This is a genomic window from Flaviramulus aquimarinus (assembly GCF_039543205.1).
Lineage (GTDB): Bacteria > Bacteroidota > Bacteroidia > Flavobacteriales > Flavobacteriaceae > Flaviramulus_B > Flaviramulus_B aquimarinus.
This window is the reverse complement of the sequence record NZ_BAABJH010000005.1, coordinates 90,676-110,764: the sequence shown is the minus strand read 5'-3', so window position 1 is coordinate 110,764 and position 20,089 is coordinate 90,676. Positions and strand designations below refer to the sequence as shown.

The following is a 20,089-nucleotide window of genomic DNA, read 5'->3' as shown; positions in this document are numbered from 1 at the left end:
CGTTATGTAAATTATAATCAACACTTATATTTTTGAGAGACTAGTTGTACTGCGTTTTAAAAATATCTATTAAAACATCTGGCGGTACTATTTTATTTGGAAAACTTTCCATTAAATATAAAACCTTAGTTATAGATTCATGGCTTAAACCCATTCTTAAACCAAAATTATATAACTTTATAACTCCTGCTGAATTATTTTCTTCTCCATATTCCTGCTCTATATTCATTAATAAAACCAATCTATGAAACTGAACGATACGCTCGCTATGAGATTTTAAATGTGTATAAGTAACAGGATGTTCTATTAAATACTCAAAATCCTCACGCGAAATATCCAACTGTTTTGCTACACCTAGCAAAAAGTTGTATTCAATGTGTTTTATGTCCTTATCGTATTTTGCGAAAGCTATCATTTCAGATAAAAGACTCAATTTTTCTACTCTACTATTAACCATTTGTTATGAATTAATTAACTATGGTATAAAGTTACATAGAACAGTACTTTTATAATCGTGTATATAATGTCTCTTATCGAAAAAGCATAGACATTTAATCGTGATTTTTATCAACTTCATCAATAGCTATCTTTTATTCAACTAAAAAAATTGCAGTTCATCATTTTTAATATATAAAGTTTTAGCAAGAAAAAAAATAACAAAACACTGAACAACAAATATTTAGACCCATTTATTTCATCTAAAATTGTTATCGTAATAATTAATTTTTAAATTACCTTTACAAAAATTACAAAAACGCTAATTAGGCACACGTGTTTAAACAAAATCGATAAAATGCAGGTGCAATACGTTTAGAAAATTATCAATATGACAAACAACGATATTTTTAAAAAATTACGAGTAGCTCTAAAACTTAGAGATGATGATATAGTGAAGATTTTAGAACTTGTAGACTTTAGAATTTCGAAAAGTGAATTAGGTGCTTTTTTTCGAAGAGAAGATCATCCTAAATATATGGAATGTGGTGATCAAATTTTACGCAATTTCCTGAATGGCTTAGTCATTCATCTTCGTGGGCCGATGCCTAAAAAAGGTGAAAATAAAACATAAAAAAAGAGCAACAAGTGTAAATTAACATGTTGCTCTTTTTATTTATAATTTTGAGATGCGTATTAAGATAATACCTGTTGCACCTTATCTGCTGCCTCTTGAAACTCTGTTGCACTCATAACATCTAATCCAGAATTATCGATTAAATCTTTAGCAATATCGGCATTGGTGCCTTGTAAACGTACAATAATTGGCACATTAATAGTTCCCATGTTTTTATAAGCATCTATAACTCCTTGAGCGACACGATCACAACGAACAATCCCACCAAAAATATTAATTAAAATAGCTTTTACCGCTGGGTCTTTTAATATAATTTTAAATGCTGCCTCTACACGAGCTGCATCAGCTGTTCCTCCAACATCTAAAAAGTTGGCTGGCTCGCCTCCTGCTTGTTTAATTAAATCCATTGTAGCCATAGCCAAACCTGCTCCATTAACCATACAACCAACATTTCCATCAAGGTCTACGTAATTTAAACCAAGTTCTCCAGCTTCAACCTCAATAGCACTTTCCTCACGTACATCACGCAAATCTACATAATTTTTATGTCTGAACAGTGCATTATCATCTATGGTTACTTTAGCATCAACAGCCATTATTTTATTATCGCTTGTTTTTAAAACAGGATTAATCTCAAATAAAGATGAATCTGATTTTACATAAGCCGTATAAAGATTAGCAACAAATTTTGTCATTTCCTTAAATGCCAAACCAGACAAGCCTAAATTAAAAGCAACACGCCTCGCTTGGAATGGTAATAAACCAACAGAAGGATCGATTTCTTCTGTAAATATTAAATGTGGTGTCTCTTCTGCTACTGTTTCAATATCCATTCCACCTTCTGTAGAATACATAATCATGTTACGCCCAGTACCTCTATTTAATAATACCGACATATAAAACTCACTCGTTTCACTTTCACCAGGGTAATAAACATCCTCAGCAACTAAAACTTGATGTACACGCTTTCCTTGAGCAGAAGTTTGAGGTGTCACCAAATCCATGCCTATAATTTGTCCAGCAATGGTTTCAACTTCTTGAAGGTTTTTAGCAAGTTTTACACCGCCACCTTTTCCTCGGCCACCAGCATGAACTTGAGCTTTAATAACGTGCCAACTCGTTCCTGTTTCATTTGTTAATTGCTTGGCTGCAGCAACAGCTTCTTGAGCATTTTGGGCAACTATACCACGTTGTATACGTACGCCAAAACTGTTTAATATTTCTTTACCTTGATATTCGTGTAAATTCATAATGAGCTTAATATTTTAAGAAACACAAATGTAAATAATAGCGATTAGTTACCCTAATATTTAATACCGAAAACTTTCAATAATTATTAAGCACATTTTTAATGTTAAATAATTAACATTTTGTTCAATATGTATAATTTTTTATTTATTAATTTTTTTTACGGTTTAAAGAAATATCTTTGACAAAAAAATAAAATTATGACTGAAAATCAATTGCTAAAAATTGCACAAGATTTTGGAAGCCCTGTTTACGTATATGATGCAGAGAAAATTGAGGGGCAATATAAACGACTTACCAATGCGTTTAAAAACGTTAAGAAATTAAAACTTAATTATGCAGTTAAAGCATTGTCAAATATATCTATACTTAAACTATTCAAATCATTAGGTTCAGGTATCGATACAGTATCCATTCAAGAAGTACAATTGGGTTTAGCTGCTGGTTTTTCACCTGATCAAATTATTTTTACACCTAATGGAGTTTCATTAACAGAAATTGAAGAAGCTGCAAAATTAGGCGTTAAAATTAATATTGATAATTTATCTATATTGGAACAGTTTGGAACGAAACATCCAAAAATTCCAGTATGTATTCGAATTAACCCACATGTTATGGCTGGTGGAAATGCTAATATTTCTGTAGGGCATATAGATTCTAAATTTGGAATCTCCATTCATCAAATACCTCATATTTTACGTATTGTAAAAAATACAAAAATGACAATTAACGGTATCCATATGCATACGGGTAGTGATATATTGGATATAGAAGTATTTTTATATGCTAGCGAAATATTGTTTGAGACAGCAAAACAATTCAAGAATTTAGATTTTATAGATTTTGGTTCTGGTTTTAAAGTCCCTTATAAAGTTGGTGATATTGAAACGAATATTGAAGAATTAGGCAAAAAACTATCAACTAGATTTAATGAGTTCTGTAAAGAATACGGCAAAGATTTAACCTTAGCTTTTGAACCGGGTAAGTTTTTAGTAAGTGAATCTGGCAACTTTTTAACTAAAGTAAATGCTGTAAAACAAACCACATCAACAGTTTTTGCTCAAGTAGACTCTGGTTTTAATCACTTAATACGTCCTATGTTTTATGGATCGCATCATGATATTGTTAATATTTCAAACCAAAAAGGACGTGAGCGTTTTTATACGGTCGTTGGTTATATCTGTGAAACCGATACGTTTGGTAATAACCGGCGTATTAATGAAATTAACGAAGGAGACATCTTATGTTTTAAAAATGCTGGAGCCTATTGTTTCTCAATGGCAAGTAACTATAACTCACGTTTTAGACCAGCTGAAGTATTATGGTACAACAACAAAGCCCATTTAATTAGAAAAAGAGAAACTTTTGAAGACATTTTAAATAATCAAATTGAAGTTGATTTTTCATCTAAAAAAGAAGCTGTATTGGCAAAATAATAACCTTTGTTCATATTTTAAAATCCTTTTTGTAATGAATCTGTGTTATTAAAAGGATTTTTTATTTTTCAAATAAATTGTATTTACTACCGTTTATTAATAAAGTCAAGTTATTTTTGAAAAATAACAAAAAATTGCAATGAATTTTACCAACCCATTAGTATATGGTGTGCCTTGTTTTCTCGGTTTAATCTTACTCGAATTATCGTATAGCAAACATCATAAAGAAAAAAAAGATTTATATAAATGGAAAGATTTGGCAGCAAGTCTTTCTATGGGTATAGGTTCTACTATTTTAGCACCTCTTACTAAAACCATAGCAGCTATTGTCCTTTTTAATTATGTCTATGACGTTTTTAACCCAGAAATTGATGGTATTCGCACTAATATTATGGGCTGGAAATCTTTTGGATATTCATGGTACATATGGTTGTTTTGCCAACTTCTAGACGATTTTAGTTATTATTGGTTCCATAGGCAAAACCATAATGTTCGTTTTCTTTGGGCAGCACATATCGTTCATCATTCCTCAGACAATTTTAATTTAGGTACCGCAGTAAGAAATGGGTGGTTTACCATTTTCTATAAGCCTTTTTTTTATATGTGGATTCCTGCTGTTGGGTTTCCTCCAGAAATGCTAGTTGTTTGTTTAGGTATTGAAGCCTTATGGCAATTTCAATTGCATTCGGTTTTTATTCCTAAAATGGGTATTATCGAAAAAGTATTTAATACACATACTATGCATCAAGTACATCATGCACAAAACATAGAATATATGGACAAAAACCATGGTGGGTTTTTAAATATTTTTGATAAACTTTTTGGTACCTGGAAAGAACTTGACGAAGCTATTGATATTAAATACGGTGTTACCCATGCTCCTAATTCATATAACCCTTTAGTGATTTTAACTCATGAATATAAAGATATATGGAACGATATGAAAAAATCTAAAAACTGGTATCATAAATTCATGTATGCCTTTGGTGCTCCAGGGTGGAGTCATGACGGCAGTACACTTACTATTAAGCAACAACAAAAACTTCTAAAAAACAATAGCTAAATCATTAACAAATGTTAAGTATTTAGCTGTAACCTAATATGTTTTCTGAATATTATTCAAAATATTTGTTAATACTCATTAATTTATCTAATATTATAGAATATTCCCTGAGTCTTGTTTAATTAGTAGCAATAATTAAAAGGCATTAATGATAAATTACTACAACTTTTCTTTTTACAAGATTAATTTCATTAATTACAGTGTTTTCACCTACTCTAAATTCAGAGTAAATCAAATATTTATTTTTCAAATTAAAACCAACTAACAATCACATTATGAAAAACTCAATCAAGTTATTAATTCTTTCAACTATCATTTGTTTATCTGCTTGTAATAATTCAAAAATTGAAAAAGACATCAAAATGTATTCAAATACTTGGGATAAAATTATTAATAATGGAAATCTAGATTATTTTAATGATACAAATTTTGATTCAGACATTACTTTAATCATGAGTCCAGAAAATATAGTTGGAATTGACAATGTCAAGGATTTTTATAATCACTATGTTACTGGTTTTTCAAATATTGAATTCAATATTGTTGATGTTTTTGGACAAGATGACAAAATAGTAAAACATTGGAATTTTAAAGGTGACCATACCGGCGATTTTTTTGGCATTCCAGCTACTCATAAATCTGTAAATATTGATGGTACCACACTGGTTAAAATGAAAAATGGTAAAATTGCTCAAGAGCAAGATTTTATGGATAACCTTGCTTTTATGGAACAACTTGGTATAGATCCATACTTAAATCCAAACAATACTTCAGTAATCCAAAAATTGTATAACGATTTTGCCAAAGGTGATATTCCTGCGGTTGGCAGTGCCTTAGATACTAATGTAATTTGGAATGAAGCTGAAAACTTTCCGTTGGCAGATGGCAACCCATATATTGGATTTGATGCCATACTTGAAGGTGTCTTTTCAAGAATTGGAAGTGATTGGGAGTATTGGAAACTTGCAGATATAAAGCTTTATGAAATGACCAATAACAAAATTCTGGCTACTGGTCGTTATCAAGCAAAATATAAAAAAAATGGTGCAGTTATAGATTTGCAAATGGCACATTTATGGACGCTTAAGGACAACAAAATAATCCAGTTTCAACAATTTGCAGATACTAAAGGAATTAATGATGCCATGAACAAATAATATAGAAATGGGAAACACATCCAACCAAGTACACTTCAAGCCTACAAGTCAAAAATCACGAATTAATGCTTTAGATGTTATTAGAGGAATAGCACTTTTAGGAATCCTTTTAATGAATATAAACGGTATGGGGCTTCCTTTTGCATATTCGGATCCTAGTATTTCTGGAGGTTCAGATGGTTACAACTTACAAGTTTGGTTTGTAAATGAAATGCTTTTTGAAGGCACTATGCGAGGGTTATTCACCTTACTATTTGGTGCTGGTGTTATCTTATTGACAAAAAGGCTTGAGAGCAATGGCGCAGGAATACGTACCGCCGATATTTATTATCGTAGAATTTTGTGGCTTTTAGTATTTGGTTTAATCAACGTATGGGTTTTACTGTGGCATGGAGACATTTTATTTCCGTATGCCATTTTTGGTCTGATGCTATTTCCTTTTAGAAATACAAATGTTAAAAATCTAATTATTGCTGGTTGTTTACTACTTTCTATTGGTGTTTTATGGGATATTAGCGATTATAAGACCGATTTACAAACCCAGAAAGCTGGACTTCAAGCACAAGAACTAAAAAACCAAGATGCTGAATTAACAGAAGGACAAGAAGAAGACCTGAAGAATTGGGAAAAATTCAACACAAAGAAAACCCCAGAAGAAGTCGACAAATTCATCGAAAAAATGCATCAAGGATATTGGGCAATTGTAACCGAAAAAACAAGAATGAATCAATTCATGCAAACTTGGTTTCCTTACCGTATTTGGAGTTGGGATATTTTAAGCTTTATGCTATTAGGCATGGCCTTTTTTAAGCTTCGCATTTTTCATGGTGAACGCCAATATATGTTTTACCTCATCATGCTAATTACGGGTTACCTAATAGGTTTAACAATAAACTATATAGAAACCACTTCAATTTTAGATAGTAATTTTGATAAACTCACGATGCATAAAGCGGGCATGACGTATCAAATTGGACGCTTGTTTACAACCATTGGGCATGTTGGTTTGTTTATGTTATTTATAAAATCTGGAGTATTAGACGTTCTTCAAAAAGCTTTAGCAGCAGTAGGAAGAATGGCACTAACCAACTATTTAATGCATAGTGTGATTACCACAATACTATTTTACGGGTTCGGTTTCTCATTATATGGTGAGTTACAACGATTTGAATTGTATTACATTGTTGGAGCCATTTGGATTTTTCAATTAATTTTCAGCCCTATATGGTTAAAGTTATTTCATTATGGTCCTGTGGAATGGCTTTGGCGTTCTTTAACCTATCAAAAGAAACAAGCGTTTAGAATTAAAAAATAGATTTATTATCCTATATACCAACCAATATGAAATTAAAACTAACACTAATCGTCGCTATAATTATTACCATTATTACCTCTATATTTTGGGAAAGTTATTGGCGCTCCCAAGGGTTTACCCAAACTCTAGATGATAATGAGGCACTTTGGTCTGTGCAAAGAGAAAGAGTAGAAAATGCTACGAGTGATAATATGCTTCTTATGGGATCCTCTAGAGTATTATTCGATATACAATTGAATGAATGGGAAACTCAAACCGGTATTCGCCCAATACAACTAGCTACGGTTGGTAGTTCTCCTTTACCTATATTCCATGATATAGTAAATAATACTAAATTCAACGGAACTATTTTAGTTGGTGCAACTCCAGGCTTGTTCTTTTCTACCACAAATCCCGAGGCACAACCTTGGGCATGGCCTCAAGCTAAAGTAGATTACTTTCACAATAGGACGTATGCACAACAATTAAATCACTTGCTGTCTATCCCTTTACAAAAGAGTTTAGTGTTTATGAGTGATCACCAAGGTGTTGATGGAATCAAACTAAAAGAATTAATAAATAAAATACATGTTGGTAATAGAGTACTTGACCCTATGCCACCATTTCATGAATTTGGAGAGATTGAAATGGACAGAAACTTGAAAATGAAACCAATCACAGTGACTGATACAGCTTATGCTAATTCTGTGATTAAAGTTTGGCAATTTTTTATGGAAGGTGCTAAAAATGGTCCGCCGCCAGACAAGGACGCAACAATGGCTTTCTTTCTAAAAGACTTAAATACTTTTAAAGCTAGAGGCGGAAACGTTTTGCTTTTAAGATGCCCTTCAAGTGGTAGTGTGAGAATGGGTGAGAAAATGGGATTACCTCGAACTGATTTTTGGGATGATTTAGTTAAACAAGCTAAGGTTCCTGCTTATCATTTTGAAGATTATGACCAATTCAAGAACTTAACATGTCCTGAAGAATCTCATTTATCTCATAAAGATGCACGCTTTTTCACTACAGAGCTAGCTAAGATTATGATAAAAGACAAAGCAATTACTAACAAAAAAACCAACTAACCATGTTATTTAATTCATTAAGTTTTGTATTGTTTTTAATTATAGTATTGGCATTATACTATTCAAAACTATTTAATTGGACCAACAAAAAGCGTATGCTTTTATTATCCAGTTATGTTTTTTATGGCATGTGGAATCCACCACTAGTTATTTTGCTTTGGATATCAACAGTTGTTGATTGGACAGCAGGAAAACGCTTAGCGGTAGAAGAAAACCAGAAAAAACGCAAAATATGGCTGCTACTAAGTATGTTAGTCAATCTTGGTTTTTTAGCCTTCTTTAAATATGGCGATTTTCTTCTTGAAAATTTTGTAACTATCATGAATAGTATTGGTATCGATTTTCAGGCTCAACCCATGGATATTATTTTACCCATGGGAATATCATTCTATACCTTCCAAACCATGTCTTACACCATAGACATGTACAAACGCAAAATTAAACCAGCTAGAACCTTTTTGGATTTTGCACTTTATGTAACCTTCTTTCCTCAATTGGTAGCTGGACCTATTGTAAGAGCCAAAGACTTAATAACTCAATTTTACGAAGAAAAAAAGGCAACAACAAACCAATTTATTTGGGGATTATTTCTTCTAACCATAGGATTGTTTCAAAAAGTAGTTATGGCAGATACGCTGCTAGCTGACACATCTGATGCCGTTTTTGGGTCAGATAAATTATTACATGGCATTGATGCTTGGATTGGTACAATTGCTTTCTCAGGTCAGATATTTTTTGATTTTGCAGGATATTCAACCTGTGCTATTGGTATTGCGTTAATGCTAGGAATCATTTTACCTGATAACTTTAGGTATCCTTATGCGTCTTTGGGGTTTTCTGACTTATGGAAACGCTGGCATATTTCTTTATCATCATGGTTAAAAGACTATTTGTACATTCCTTTGGGCGGAAATCGTCATGGTATCACCAGAATGTATGCTGCATTAATGTTAACCATGCTACTAGGCGGATTATGGCACGGAGCTGCTTGGACTTTCTTAGTTTGGGGTGGTTTACACGGAACTTATTTAATTTTAGAACGGTTACAAAAACGTTATTTACCATTTAAAATAACTAAGTGGAATGGTATATTTTTAGCTTTTATTACTTTTAGCTGTGTGAATATAACCTGGGTGTTTTTTAGAGCTAGAACCTTTGATACCGCTTGGAATATGATTAAATCTATGTTTTATATGCAAATTGAAGGTGAAAAAATTCTAGACACCTTTACAATTATAAAAGTAAGTGTTGTTATTGCCATGCTATTTTTATGCCATTGGATTATGCGAAATACTTCTATGAAAGAAGTGTCTCTAAGAACATCTCCAATCGTTTTAGGAGTCGTTTGGGCCATCATGACTTTTTTAATCATAATTGCCCAAGGAAGTGGCGAACAGTTTATTTATTTTCAATTTTAACAACATTATATGAGTCTAATAAAATCCAACCGTATTGAATCTATAGACGTATTAAGAGGTGTTGTAATGGTCATTATGGCACTAGATCACGTTAGGGATTTTTTCCATTACGGATCCTTTTTTACAGATCCAACAAACTTAGAAACAACAACGCCATTTTTATTTTTCACAAGGTTTATAACACATTATTGTGCACCTGTATTTGTATTTCTTGCTGGTACATCGGCTTTTTTATATGGCGCAAAAAAAACAAAACCCGAGCTTTTTAAATTTTTATTTACTCGAGGTTTATGGCTAATATTTCTAGAAATAACCTTAAATAATTTACTATGGAAATTCGATATTACCTTTAGCAGACTGGTACTTCAAGTCATTTGGGCTATTGGATTAAGTATGGTGTTTCTATCGTTCTTAATCTATTTATCACGAAAAACCCTTTTAATTATTGGTGTTATTATTGTAGCTGGACATAATGTATTAGATGGTATTGTTATGCAAGGCAATAGTTTTCAATCTGTAATCTGGTATGTATTACATCAAGCAAATATTGTTACCATTAGCAAAACATTTGATATTGGCGTATTTTATCCCGTTTTACCATGGATTGGGCTCATGGTTTTGGGTTACTCTTTAGGCTATTTATATCAAAAGAACTTCAGTACTATTATTAGAAAAACATGGCTGCTCCGCTTAGGCTTAGGAGCTACGCTTTTATTTTTTGTTTTAAGAGGTATTAATATTTATGGCGATTTAGTGCCGTGGACAACTCAAAATACGATGGCAAAAACTATTATGTCATTCTTTAAAGTCACAAAATACCCACCGTCACTGGCTTATATTTTGATTACCATTGGTCCAGCCTTATTATTTTTATTTGCCTTTGAATCTACTAAAAACAAAATAACCGATTTCTTTTTGGTTTTTGGTCGTGTTCCTTTGTTTTATTATTTCTTACACATATTGGTTATTCATGTTTTCGCTACAATAGGCATCGTTATTTTTGGTGGTGATTGGCAAGATATGATTTTAACGAAAGATATTTTTAGCAGTGGAAAACTTTTAACCTACGGTTATTCCCTTTTTATTGTTTATATGGTTTGGATAGGTGTTATTACGTTACTTTACTTTCCGAGTAAAAAATACATGGTTTATAAAGCTAATAATAAAGATAAATGGTGGTTGAGTTATTTATAATTTTAAGGGAGTAGTGTTATGACAAAATCGACAAGAGTGCAGTCTCTCGATATTTTAAAAGGTATAGTAATGGTTCTTATGGCTCTTGACCACACACGAGATTATTTCCACCATGATTCTTTCCTTTTTAGTCCTGGAGATCCTACACAAAGTAATTTACCCTTTTTTTTTACCCGATGGATTACTCATTTTTGTGCACCAGCATTTAGTTTTTTAGCAGGATTGTCAGCTTTTATGATTAGTAAAAGAAAAACCAAAAAAGAACTATCTAGCTTTTTAATAAAGCGAGGGCTTTGGTTAGTTTTTATTGAATTAACCATAGTCAACTTTGCATGGTATTTTGATGTTACATTTTCTAGTCCCGGTTTATTTGTTATTTGGGTTTTAGGAATAAGCATGATTGTTTTAGCAGGTATTATATATTTACCAAGAAACTATATCTTAATTTTTAGCTGTATCTTAATTTTTGGACATAATCTTTTAGATACTGTTCATTATGACAATGTTTTTTGGTCTATATTACATGAATATCGTTTTTTTGACTTAGGGAGCGGGTATGATTTTGAAACTGCTTATCCGCTTATTCCCTGGATAGCAGTAATGTCATTAGGTTATTATTTTGGAGCATTTTACAGGTCTTCTTTTGATGCCAATAAGAGAAAAAAGATGTTTAATATCATAGGCCTTTCTTCAGTAACCTTATTTGTAATACTAAGATTTATAAATATTTACGGCGATTCCACTCCTTGGAAAAGTTATGATACGATATCAAAAGATTTAATTTCATTTTTAAACCCTTCAAAATATCCTCCTTCTTTAATGTATTTATTAATAACTTTAGGTGGAACATTTATTTTTCTTGCACATACTGAAAAATTAAAAGGCAAACTCGTCGATTTTTTTAAAACTTTTGGAAGAGTGCCATTCTTCTATTACATTTTACATATTTATATCATTCATGCTTTTGCATTGCTTTTTGCTGAACTTTCAGGGTTTGGTTGGGAAAAAATGATTTTAAAAGATTGGGTTACAAACGTCCCTGCATTAAAAGGTTATGGCTTAAATCTTGGTTTTGTTTATTTGATTTGGATAAGTATTATTCTTATTCTATATCCAATTTGTAAAACGTTTGACCTATATAAACAAAACAATAAAGATAAATGGTGGTTGAGCTATTTATAACTACTCCCTTAATTTTCCACTAAAAACACTTACATTAGAATTAAACGGATTGCCAGATGCACGTCTTAACATAACAACCTGTCCGCAATGCCACAATGCATCTGAAATTGGACCGTTAATAATATTCCAAAACGGAAACCTATCGTTATCAAATTGAGACACATCATTCATGGTTCTTAAAATATCGGATACTGTTTTAAAATTCATTAAGGTTTGTTTTCTTTTTTCTTCAAAAGAAAGCTCGGTTTGCTTTGTTCTTTCCCCTTTCTCAATTACAGATTTGAGAATAAAATTTGAAAGCCCAAATATATGGTCAATGATTTCTTCTGTGGTACGCCCAGATACACTCGGTTTATAACTTAAATCTTCTGGTCTTAAACCTTCGGTAGCCCAATAATACCGAAACCCTAAACCATCAACTAGTCTTGCTGCTACAGTTCCTGCTGTATAGGCTTCAGGATGTTCTGGGATTTCATAAAACGGTAATTTTTCTTCATTTTGTGCCATAACCATCGATGCGAATGTTAAGGCTAATAATATGGTTACTTTTTTCATTTATTTTGGTTCTATTATCATGACATAATCATAAATTTCGTTTAAATAAAACCTAGAACATTTGTCTACTAATGCAGCAAAAACCTTAAGTTTTTAATCCCAATTCATTATATTAATTTTTAATAGGTGTATTATTGGAAATCGGATTCACTCCATATTTATCAAACAAATACACTAAAGCTGTCATAGTTGCTGCTCCTAATTCTAACTCACGTTTGTTTACAGCATCAAAGGTATCATTACTAGCATGATGGTGGTCAAAATAGCGTTGACTGTCTGGTCGTAATCCAGCCAAAACATTTGTTTCTGTTTTTAACGGTCCAACATCTGCACCGCTTCCACCCTTTTCAAAATAATGAATTAAGTAGGGTTTAAATAAGGGTTTCCAACTCAATACCTGATTAAAACTGGCATCATTACAATCAAAACTAAAGCCACGAGGTGTAAATCCGCCTGCATCGCTTTCTAGTGCAAACACGTGATTTTCGCCTTTTTGTTTAGCTTCACTTGCATATTTATTTCCGCCACGTAATCCATTTTCCTCATTCATAAATAACACCACCCTAATACTCCGCTTTGGTTTAATTCCAGATGCTTTTAGTAATCTTAAAACATCCATGGATTGTACCACACCTGCTCCGTCGTCATGAGAACCATCTCCTAAATCCCAAGAATCTAAATGTCCTCCAACAATCATATATTCATTAGGGTATTCGCTACCTGTTATTTGTCCAATAACATTATAGGATAACACATCTTTAAGCTGCTTACAACTCTGTTTAAAGTAAAATTTTATATTACTATCCAATTGCAACATGGTACTTAATAAGTTGGCATCATTGGTGCTGATAGCCGCTGACGGAATACGATTTTCAACAGCTACACCTTCATAAGTCATACTACCTGTATGTGGTAAATCGTCCAATCTTAAATTCATGGAACGTACTACAACTCCAACAGCTCCATATTTTGAAGCTTCTATAGCACCTTGATAACGCTGATTTACACAACCTCCATAAGCATCAAACGTTTGGATTAAATCTGCTTGCATGGGACGGTTATAAAACACGATTTTACCTTCTATATTTTCTTTACCTAAAGCTTCGAGTTCTTCAAAGGTTTTAACTTCTACAACCTTAGCTTTTAAGCCTAATGCTGGTGTTGCTATAGAGCCTCCTAAGGCACATATATTTACTTTATTAGTTTTTCCTGGAGCGGTTTCTATAAACGCAAACTCTTTGGCGCCTCGCACCCATCTTGGTACCAGAACAGGTTGTAACCAAACTTTGTCTAGACCTAATTTTTTAAGTTCTGCTTTGGTATAAGCCACTGCTTTTTCGGCACCTAAAGAGCCTGATAATCTACTGCCAATTTGGTTGGATAAATGATTTAACCAATCGTAACTCTTACCATTGGTTAAAGATTCGGTATATATTTTTTTTAGAATGTTTTCGTCAGTTTGAGACTTAACACTTAAAAATGCTAATAATGAAAATAAAAGGCATGCAGATTTTAAAAATTTCATAGACTATTTTTAAACATAAATATACTGTTTCTGTTAAGCTTTATGTATTACTAAAACATAAAATTGTGTTAAGAAACATATTATTACTGCATCACACAGACATACAAATTTACGCCTTAGCAACTTTGCGAGAAAAAAATGAGAGCACACAGAAGCTAACAACAGTCAGGCTCCAAAACTATTCATTATTAAGCTGATGTCTATATAATTCAAGATTTGCTTTTACATCATCATCTAGTTCTGGTTCCTGAATATCTGTATATTTACTTAATGCCTCATACATGGTTTTTGCAACAAGGTAGCGTGCTGATGGTTTATCATCTGCAGGAATGGTGTACCAAGGTGCATGTGACTTAGACGTTCTATTTAATACATCTTCATAACATGTCTGATATTCATCCCAAAGCTTACGCTCTTTTAAATCGCTTGGAGAGAACTTCCAGTGTTTTTCTTGTTTCCGTAAACGACGTAATAATCTATTCTTTTGTTCTGCTTTTGAAAGGTTTAAAAAGAATTTAAAAATGATTGTTCCACTTTCCGCAAGATGCTTTTCAAAGTTATTTATTTGCTCAAAACGACGATCCCAAAAGGCTTCATCAATATCATTAACGGAATTTACTGTCGGTAAATTTTCTCCTAGAATATATCCAGGATGCACTCGGGTTACCAATACGTTTTCATAGTGTGTTCTGTTAAAAACACCAAATTTTCCACGTGCAGGAAGGGCTATATAATGACGCCATAAATAATCATGCTTTAGTTCTAATTCTGTTGGTACTTTAAAACTATGTACCACGACGCCTCTTGCATTAAAATCTTTAAAAACTTCGCGTATTAAACTATCCTTTCCAGAAGTATCCATACCTTGCAAACATACCAAAACTGCATATTTACCGTGGGCATAAAGCGTGTCTTGTAGTTTTCCTAGCTTTTTTCTAATCGCCTTAAGCTCTTTTTCTGCGTCGTCAATGACAACTTTAGTTTCAGAATTTTTAAGCGTAATATTTGAAGTCACTTTGTAATCGTTCATCTTTAAAAAATTTAATCGATTAAATATATAAAATGCAATCGATTTTTTCGTGCATATCATTAATTGTTTCTATTTAAAACAACGTTTTTGATTAAACTAAAGTTATTACTTTGACTATATTTTGAAGTTATGAATAAGACCGTTATAATACAAGCAAGTTCTAGAAGTGATGGGGATACAAGTAAAATTGTTAACCATTTAGCCACAAACAACAATATAGATATTATTGATTTATGGACAAAAAACATTGGGCATTATGATTATGACTATAAAAATGCCAATGATGATTTCATCGACTTAATAACAGATATCATTGAAACTTACGACACCATAATTTTTGCAACTCCTGTGTATTGGTATAGTATGAGCGGTGTTTTAAAAGTGTTTTTCGATAGAATTTCTGATTTAATTAGAATACATAAAGATACAGGTAGAAAATTACGAGGTAAAAACATGGCCATGGTAAGCTCTAGTAATCATGATGATTTAAAAGATGGTTTTTCGATGCCATTTAAAGAATCAGCCAATTATTTAGGCATGAATTATTTAGGCAATATTCATACTTACATAGAAAATGATGTGATTCCTGATGAAATAAAACTAAGAATGGGTGCTTTTATTAAAACCATAAAAGAATCTATTTAATACAGGTAAATCTATAATTTCGACAAACGACATATCAACCTGTCGTGTTTTTATTACATTAGCGATACCAAATTATGTTCTTAACCGCCAAATGTTATGAAAACCTACTACTTACTATGCTTTTTAATGGCTTCTGTTGCCATTAATGCTCAAACCGATTGCGACGTTGCCAACTCCTATCTTGTAAATGCCTATTCGCATGTTAAAGATGCGTATGATTCCAATAATATTAGTCATTTAAAATATTATGCCAACAGGTCTGTTGAATCCTTTAAACTCTCTAAAGAAACTCTAATTACTTGTGGGTGCAAAATTGCATTAAACCTAGCCAATAAGGGTATTGACTTACTTGCTAAAGTTGAATATGTTGAAACTTATGAAGATGGCCGGTTTTATGTTAAACGCGCTAGGGATATTAGTAAAGAAAGTGTTATTGAAATTGATAAATGTTCCTTAGCCCTCTATAACAATACTGCCAATGAAAGTAAAGAACTTTCAGATTTACAACATGAACAATTAGCATTAAAACAGCAACAAGAGGCCTTAAAACTTAAAGAAAAACAAATTAAAACGAAATTAGCACAACAAAAAGAAAAGGCATTAACGCTTGAAAAGAAACAACTAATTATTTCTTATAATAATGCTATAACGTCTAATATTAAAACCTATAATGATGCTTTAAAAATTTGCGACTGCAGCTATGAAACTATAGAAAACATTATATCTTCTGAAGATATGACTTCAAAAAGTATTGCAGATATAAGACGTTTTTACACCAATAACCTTAAAATATTAGCTTCGAATTATTTATCTGAATTAAATGCATGTCATTAGTAAAAAAACAAAAGAGACTTTTTCAAAAAGTCTCTTTTGTTTTTTTACTTACTAGCAAACAACTTGACATCTTGCTCACTAACCTCTTTTCCTCCAAGAATGATTAAGCGCTCAATAACATTTCGGAGTTCTCGAATATTCCCAGTCCAATCATACTCTTGAAGTAACTTTATAGCTTTATCAGAAAACACCTTTTTAGCCGTTCCTTGATCGTTTGCTATTTTTGCTGAAAAATGATTTACTAATAATGGAATATCATCTCGTCTCTCATTCAAGGCTGGTACTTTCACTAAAATAACGGCAAGTCTATGATATAAATCTTCACGAAATCGACCTTCTGCTATTTCTTTCTTTAAATCTTTATTAGTTGCCGCAATAATGCGTACATCAACTTTAATATCTTTATCGCTACCTACTCGCTGGATTCTACTTTCTTGTAATGCTCTTAAAACTTTGGCTTGCGCCGACAAACTCATATCTCCTATTTCATCTAGAAAAATAGTACCACCATTGGCAGCTTCAAATTTTCCTGCTCGGTCTTTATTGGCACTTGTGAATGCACCTTTTACATGTCCGAACAATTCACTTTCAATCAATTCTGATGGAATTGCGGCACAGTTCACTTCAATCATATTGCCCTTTGCACGCTCACTTTTTTGGTGCAACCAATGCGCAACAAGTTCTTTACCTGTTCCGTTTGGCCCTGTAATTAACACACGGGCATCGGTAGGTGCTACTTTATCTATGATATCTTTAATTTGAGAAATAGCCTCACTATCTCCAATCATTTCATATTTCTTGCTAACCTTTTTCTTCAGAATTTTGTTTTCTACAACTAATTCTTTTCGGTCTAAAGCATTTCGCACCGTATTCAACAAACGATTTAAGTCTGGTGGTTTTGAAATATAATCAAAAGCTCCTAAACGCATTGTATTAACCGCAGTGTCTAAATCGCCATGCCCAGAAATCATGACTATTGGTATTTCTGGCTTTATCTTTTTTACAGCTTCTAACACTTCTACACCGTCCATTTTTGGCATCTTGATATCACAAAGTATTAAATCGAAATCTTCACTTTTTATTTTTTCAATTCCCAATAAGCCATCTTCCGCTTCATCAACTTTATAGGTATCATTTTCTTCTGAAAGAATTTTTACAAGCACACGTCTAATAGCGGCTTCATCTTCTATTACTAATATTTTTGACATCTTTATTTGTTTATAATGTGTATATCTCTTTGTGGGAAAGGTATAGAAATATTGTGTGCTCTAAATAATTCATCTATTTTAAACCGTATATCACTTTTTGGAATAGCACCTTGAAAGCTATCATTTAATGTAAATACCAACTTAAACTCTAAAGCACTATCTCCAAAGTTTGTAAAAAACACATACGGTGCTGGGTGCTTAAGGACCATATCATGGCTTCCCGCTGCATTTAAAAGCAATTCTTTAACCAACTGGACATCGCTTCCGTAGGCTACTCCAACCTGAACAGATTCTCGAGTTGTTGAGCCATTTTGGGTCCAATTATACAAACTATTTGTCAAGTATAAATGATGAGGAATAATGACTACTTTATTATCTATCGTTACGGCTCTAGTGGTACGTAATTTAACCTCATCTACACGCCCAACTTTTCCATCAATTTCAATAATATCCCCTACATGAATAGTTTGATCTACAAGAATTAAAACGCCAGCAATAATATCTTGAAACAACGTTTGCAATGCTAAACCAACACCTATTAACAAGGCTGCCGAGGCCGCAAATACAGCAGTAACATTTACACCAATGGCATTGAAAGTAATCAATAAAATGATTAAGTAAACAATCCATTTTCCATAACCAAATAGAATTTTAAATTTGGTTTTATCATCAACTGGCAAACGCCTAGTAAGTACTCTCCTGAATATATTAAGAAGAATTGATGTGAAGAAAATAACAATAGCTACAAGTAAAATGCCCTTAACGGAAATACTTATTCCTTCTGATAAATTAAAGGTATAGTTAAGAATGTTTTTTAAATCTTCCATTTAGTATTTAATCCATTTAATTAGTTCTTTATAACTTGGTTTTTTTCCATACATTAAAATCCCTACTCGATATATTTTTGCAGCAAACCAAACCGTAAGCATAAATGTACCAATTAATAATAATAACGACAACACTTGTTGCCATATTGGAACCCCAAATGGGATCCGCATTAGCATAACAACGGGTGATGTTACCGGTATAAAAGAAAATACTGTAGAAACGGTTCCATGAGGATCTTCTATAACTGTAAAGATACCAATATAAACCGCTAGAATTAGAGGCATTAAAATGGGTAACATAAATTGTTGGGTATCGGTTTCATTATCTACTGCTGCTCCAATAGCGGCATAAAGCGAGCTATATAATAAATAGCCACCTATAAAAAACAGTATAAATGCTATAGCCAAATTAGTTAATGGTAAATTATAAAAAGCTGCCATAACATCTTGTACTTTCATATTTAACTCTGGGGTTTCCATAGCTTGTTGCAACATGTCTTGCTGTGGTGTTTGCATTTGTGCCATATCAATTCCTAAAATCAATGATGTAACAGACATTAAAACACCTCCAAGTAGTAACCAAATAATAAACTGGGTAATGCCTGCTAAGGATGTTCCAATAATCTTACCAAGCATCAATTGTACAGGTTTTACTGAAGAAATAATAACCTCTATAATTCTGCTTGTTTTTTCCTCAATAACACTTCGCATAATCATATTACCGTAAATAATGATAAACATGAATAACAAATACCCAGCCGCACCTCCAAAAATGAGTTTTATAACACTATCTATTTTAGAAGTTTTTTCACCTTCAAAACTTTCTTGAGTTATATCTACTCTTACTTTTGATGCGTTAATCATAGCAACATCCAAGCCATTCTGCAGAAGTTTGACATCTGTAAGTTTCTTTTCTATTTGAATTTCTAAATCTGAAATTAATGATAAGGATGGTGACTCTTCAGAATAAAAGGTCATATGATTAGAAGCACTTTTTACATCATCAAATTTATTAATATGAAGCAATCCGTAAGCATTAACTTCTTTAGTTAAAGCCTTAGCATCTTTAAAAGGTAAATTTTCTAGAAGGTTATATGTTGTTCTTTCTGAATTTTTGAAAATATCTTGCACCAATCCAGATTCATCCAAGACATTGATGGTTCTTATTTTATCATTATTTAATTGAGATAAATAGGCAACAACTGCAATAAGTCCTATAAAAATCATAGGGCTTAAAAACGTCATGATTATAAACGATTTATTTCTAATCTTAGTTAAATATTCACGTTTTATTATGAGTGGTAAATGGTTCATAA

Annotated in this window: 19 protein-coding genes; 11 read left to right on the top strand and 8 right to left on the bottom strand. The window is 32.3% G+C overall.

Going from position 1 to position 20,089, the window contains the following annotated elements; translation table 11 throughout:
• Positions 1–40: 40 nt before the first annotated feature.
• Positions 41–457 (bottom strand): TerB family tellurite resistance protein, encoded by a 417-nt coding sequence (locus ABD941_RS11240; protein ID WP_345274235.1) that lies wholly within the window; start codon positions 455–457, stop codon positions 41–43.
• Between the two features lie 369 nt (positions 458–826).
• Between ABD941_RS11240 and ABD941_RS11235 the strand changes: the two genes are divergently transcribed.
• Positions 827–1,069, top strand: a complete 243-nt coding sequence (locus ABD941_RS11235; RefSeq protein WP_345274234.1) for a DUF1456 family protein — start codon at positions 827–829, stop codon at positions 1,067–1,069.
• A 62-nt stretch (positions 1,070–1,131) separates the two neighbouring features.
• Here the strand turns inward: ABD941_RS11235 and sucC are convergent, their stop codons facing one another.
• Positions 1,132–2,322, bottom strand: coding sequence for an ADP-forming succinate--CoA ligase subunit beta (gene sucC / locus ABD941_RS11230; protein ID WP_345274233.1), 1,191 nt, complete (start codon positions 2,320–2,322; stop codon positions 1,132–1,134).
• Between the two features lie 198 nt (positions 2,323–2,520).
• On the opposite strand from sucC, the gene lysA reads away from it, so the two are divergent.
• From lysA to ABD941_RS11190, 8 genes are all read left to right on the top strand, one after another.
• Positions 2,521–3,756 (top strand): diaminopimelate decarboxylase, encoded by a 1,236-nt coding sequence (gene lysA, locus ABD941_RS11225; RefSeq protein ID WP_345274232.1) that lies wholly within the window; start codon positions 2,521–2,523, stop codon positions 3,754–3,756.
• A gap of 139 nt (positions 3,757–3,895) precedes the next feature.
• Positions 3,896–4,819 (top strand): sterol desaturase family protein, encoded by a 924-nt coding sequence (locus tag ABD941_RS11220; RefSeq protein ID WP_345274231.1) that lies wholly within the window; start codon positions 3,896–3,898, stop codon positions 4,817–4,819.
• Positions 4,820–5,094: 275 nt separating this feature from the next.
• Positions 5,095–5,976: an ester cyclase gene (locus ABD941_RS11215; protein ID WP_345274230.1), complete on the top strand. Its 882-nt coding sequence runs from the start codon at positions 5,095–5,097 to the stop codon at positions 5,974–5,976.
• A gap of 7 nt (positions 5,977–5,983) precedes the next feature.
• Entirely contained in the window at positions 5,984–7,291 is a 1,308-nt protein-coding gene (locus ABD941_RS11210; protein ID WP_345274229.1) for a DUF418 domain-containing protein, read from the top strand.
• Positions 7,292–7,443: 152 nt separating this feature from the next.
• Entirely contained in the window at positions 7,444–8,355 is a 912-nt protein-coding gene (locus ABD941_RS11205) for a hypothetical protein (protein WP_345274228.1), read from the top strand.
• Positions 8,356–8,357: 2 nt separating this feature from the next.
• The gene (locus ABD941_RS11200; protein WP_345274227.1) at positions 8,358–9,773 is read left to right on the top strand and encodes an MBOAT family O-acyltransferase; all 1,416 of its coding nucleotides are present in this window, start codon (positions 8,358–8,360) and stop codon (positions 9,771–9,773) included.
• A gap of 9 nt (positions 9,774–9,782) precedes the next feature.
• Positions 9,783–10,967 carry an acetyltransferase domain-containing protein gene (locus ABD941_RS11195; protein WP_345274226.1) on the top strand — a complete coding sequence of 395 codons (1,185 nt, stop codon included), beginning with the start codon at positions 9,783–9,785 and terminating at the stop codon, positions 10,965–10,967.
• Positions 10,968–11,003: 36 nt separating this feature from the next.
• Entirely contained in the window at positions 11,004–12,149 is a 1,146-nt protein-coding gene (locus ABD941_RS11190) for an acetyltransferase domain-containing protein (RefSeq protein WP_345274225.1), read from the top strand.
• On the opposite strand, the gene ABD941_RS11185 is transcribed toward ABD941_RS11190, so the two are convergent.
• The 3 genes from ABD941_RS11185 to ABD941_RS11175 all read right to left on the bottom strand — a co-directional run bounded on the left by ABD941_RS11185 (position 12,150) and on the right by ABD941_RS11175 (position 15,259).
• A complete protein-coding gene (locus tag ABD941_RS11185) occupies positions 12,150–12,704 on the bottom strand; it encodes a hypothetical protein (protein WP_345274224.1) in 555 nt (184 codons plus the stop codon).
• Positions 12,705–12,816: 112 nt separating this feature from the next.
• Complete coding sequence (locus ABD941_RS11180; RefSeq protein ID WP_345274223.1) at positions 12,817–14,229, bottom strand: M20/M25/M40 family metallo-hydrolase; 1,413 nt, start codon at positions 14,227–14,229, stop codon at positions 12,817–12,819.
• Between the two features lie 178 nt (positions 14,230–14,407).
• Entirely contained in the window at positions 14,408–15,259 is an 852-nt protein-coding gene (locus ABD941_RS11175) for a PPK2 family polyphosphate kinase (protein ID WP_345274222.1), read from the bottom strand.
• A gap of 129 nt (positions 15,260–15,388) precedes the next feature.
• On the opposite strand from ABD941_RS11175, the gene ABD941_RS11170 reads away from it, so the two are divergent.
• Positions 15,389–15,904: a flavodoxin family protein gene (locus ABD941_RS11170; protein ID WP_345274221.1), complete on the top strand. Its 516-nt coding sequence runs from the start codon at positions 15,389–15,391 to the stop codon at positions 15,902–15,904.
• Between the two features lie 96 nt (positions 15,905–16,000).
• A complete protein-coding gene (locus tag ABD941_RS11165) occupies positions 16,001–16,738 on the top strand; it encodes a hypothetical protein (RefSeq protein WP_345274220.1) in 738 nt (245 codons plus the stop codon).
• A 44-nt stretch (positions 16,739–16,782) separates the two neighbouring features.
• Here ABD941_RS11165 and ABD941_RS11160 read toward each other — a convergent pair whose 3' ends face one another.
• The 3 genes from ABD941_RS11160 to ABD941_RS11150 are packed head-to-tail and all read right to left on the bottom strand — an operon-like array spanning position 16,783 to position 20,087.
• Complete coding sequence (locus ABD941_RS11160; RefSeq protein ID WP_345274219.1) at positions 16,783–17,946, bottom strand: sigma-54-dependent transcriptional regulator; 1,164 nt, start codon at positions 17,944–17,946, stop codon at positions 16,783–16,785.
• Between the two features lie 2 nt (positions 17,947–17,948).
• Positions 17,949–18,773 (bottom strand): mechanosensitive ion channel family protein, encoded by an 825-nt coding sequence (locus ABD941_RS11155; protein ID WP_345274218.1) that lies wholly within the window; start codon positions 18,771–18,773, stop codon positions 17,949–17,951.
• The gene (locus ABD941_RS11150; protein WP_345274217.1) at positions 18,774–20,087 is read right to left on the bottom strand and encodes an ABC transporter permease; all 1,314 of its coding nucleotides are present in this window, start codon (positions 20,085–20,087) and stop codon (positions 18,774–18,776) included.
• Positions 20,088–20,089: the final 2 nt, after the last annotated feature.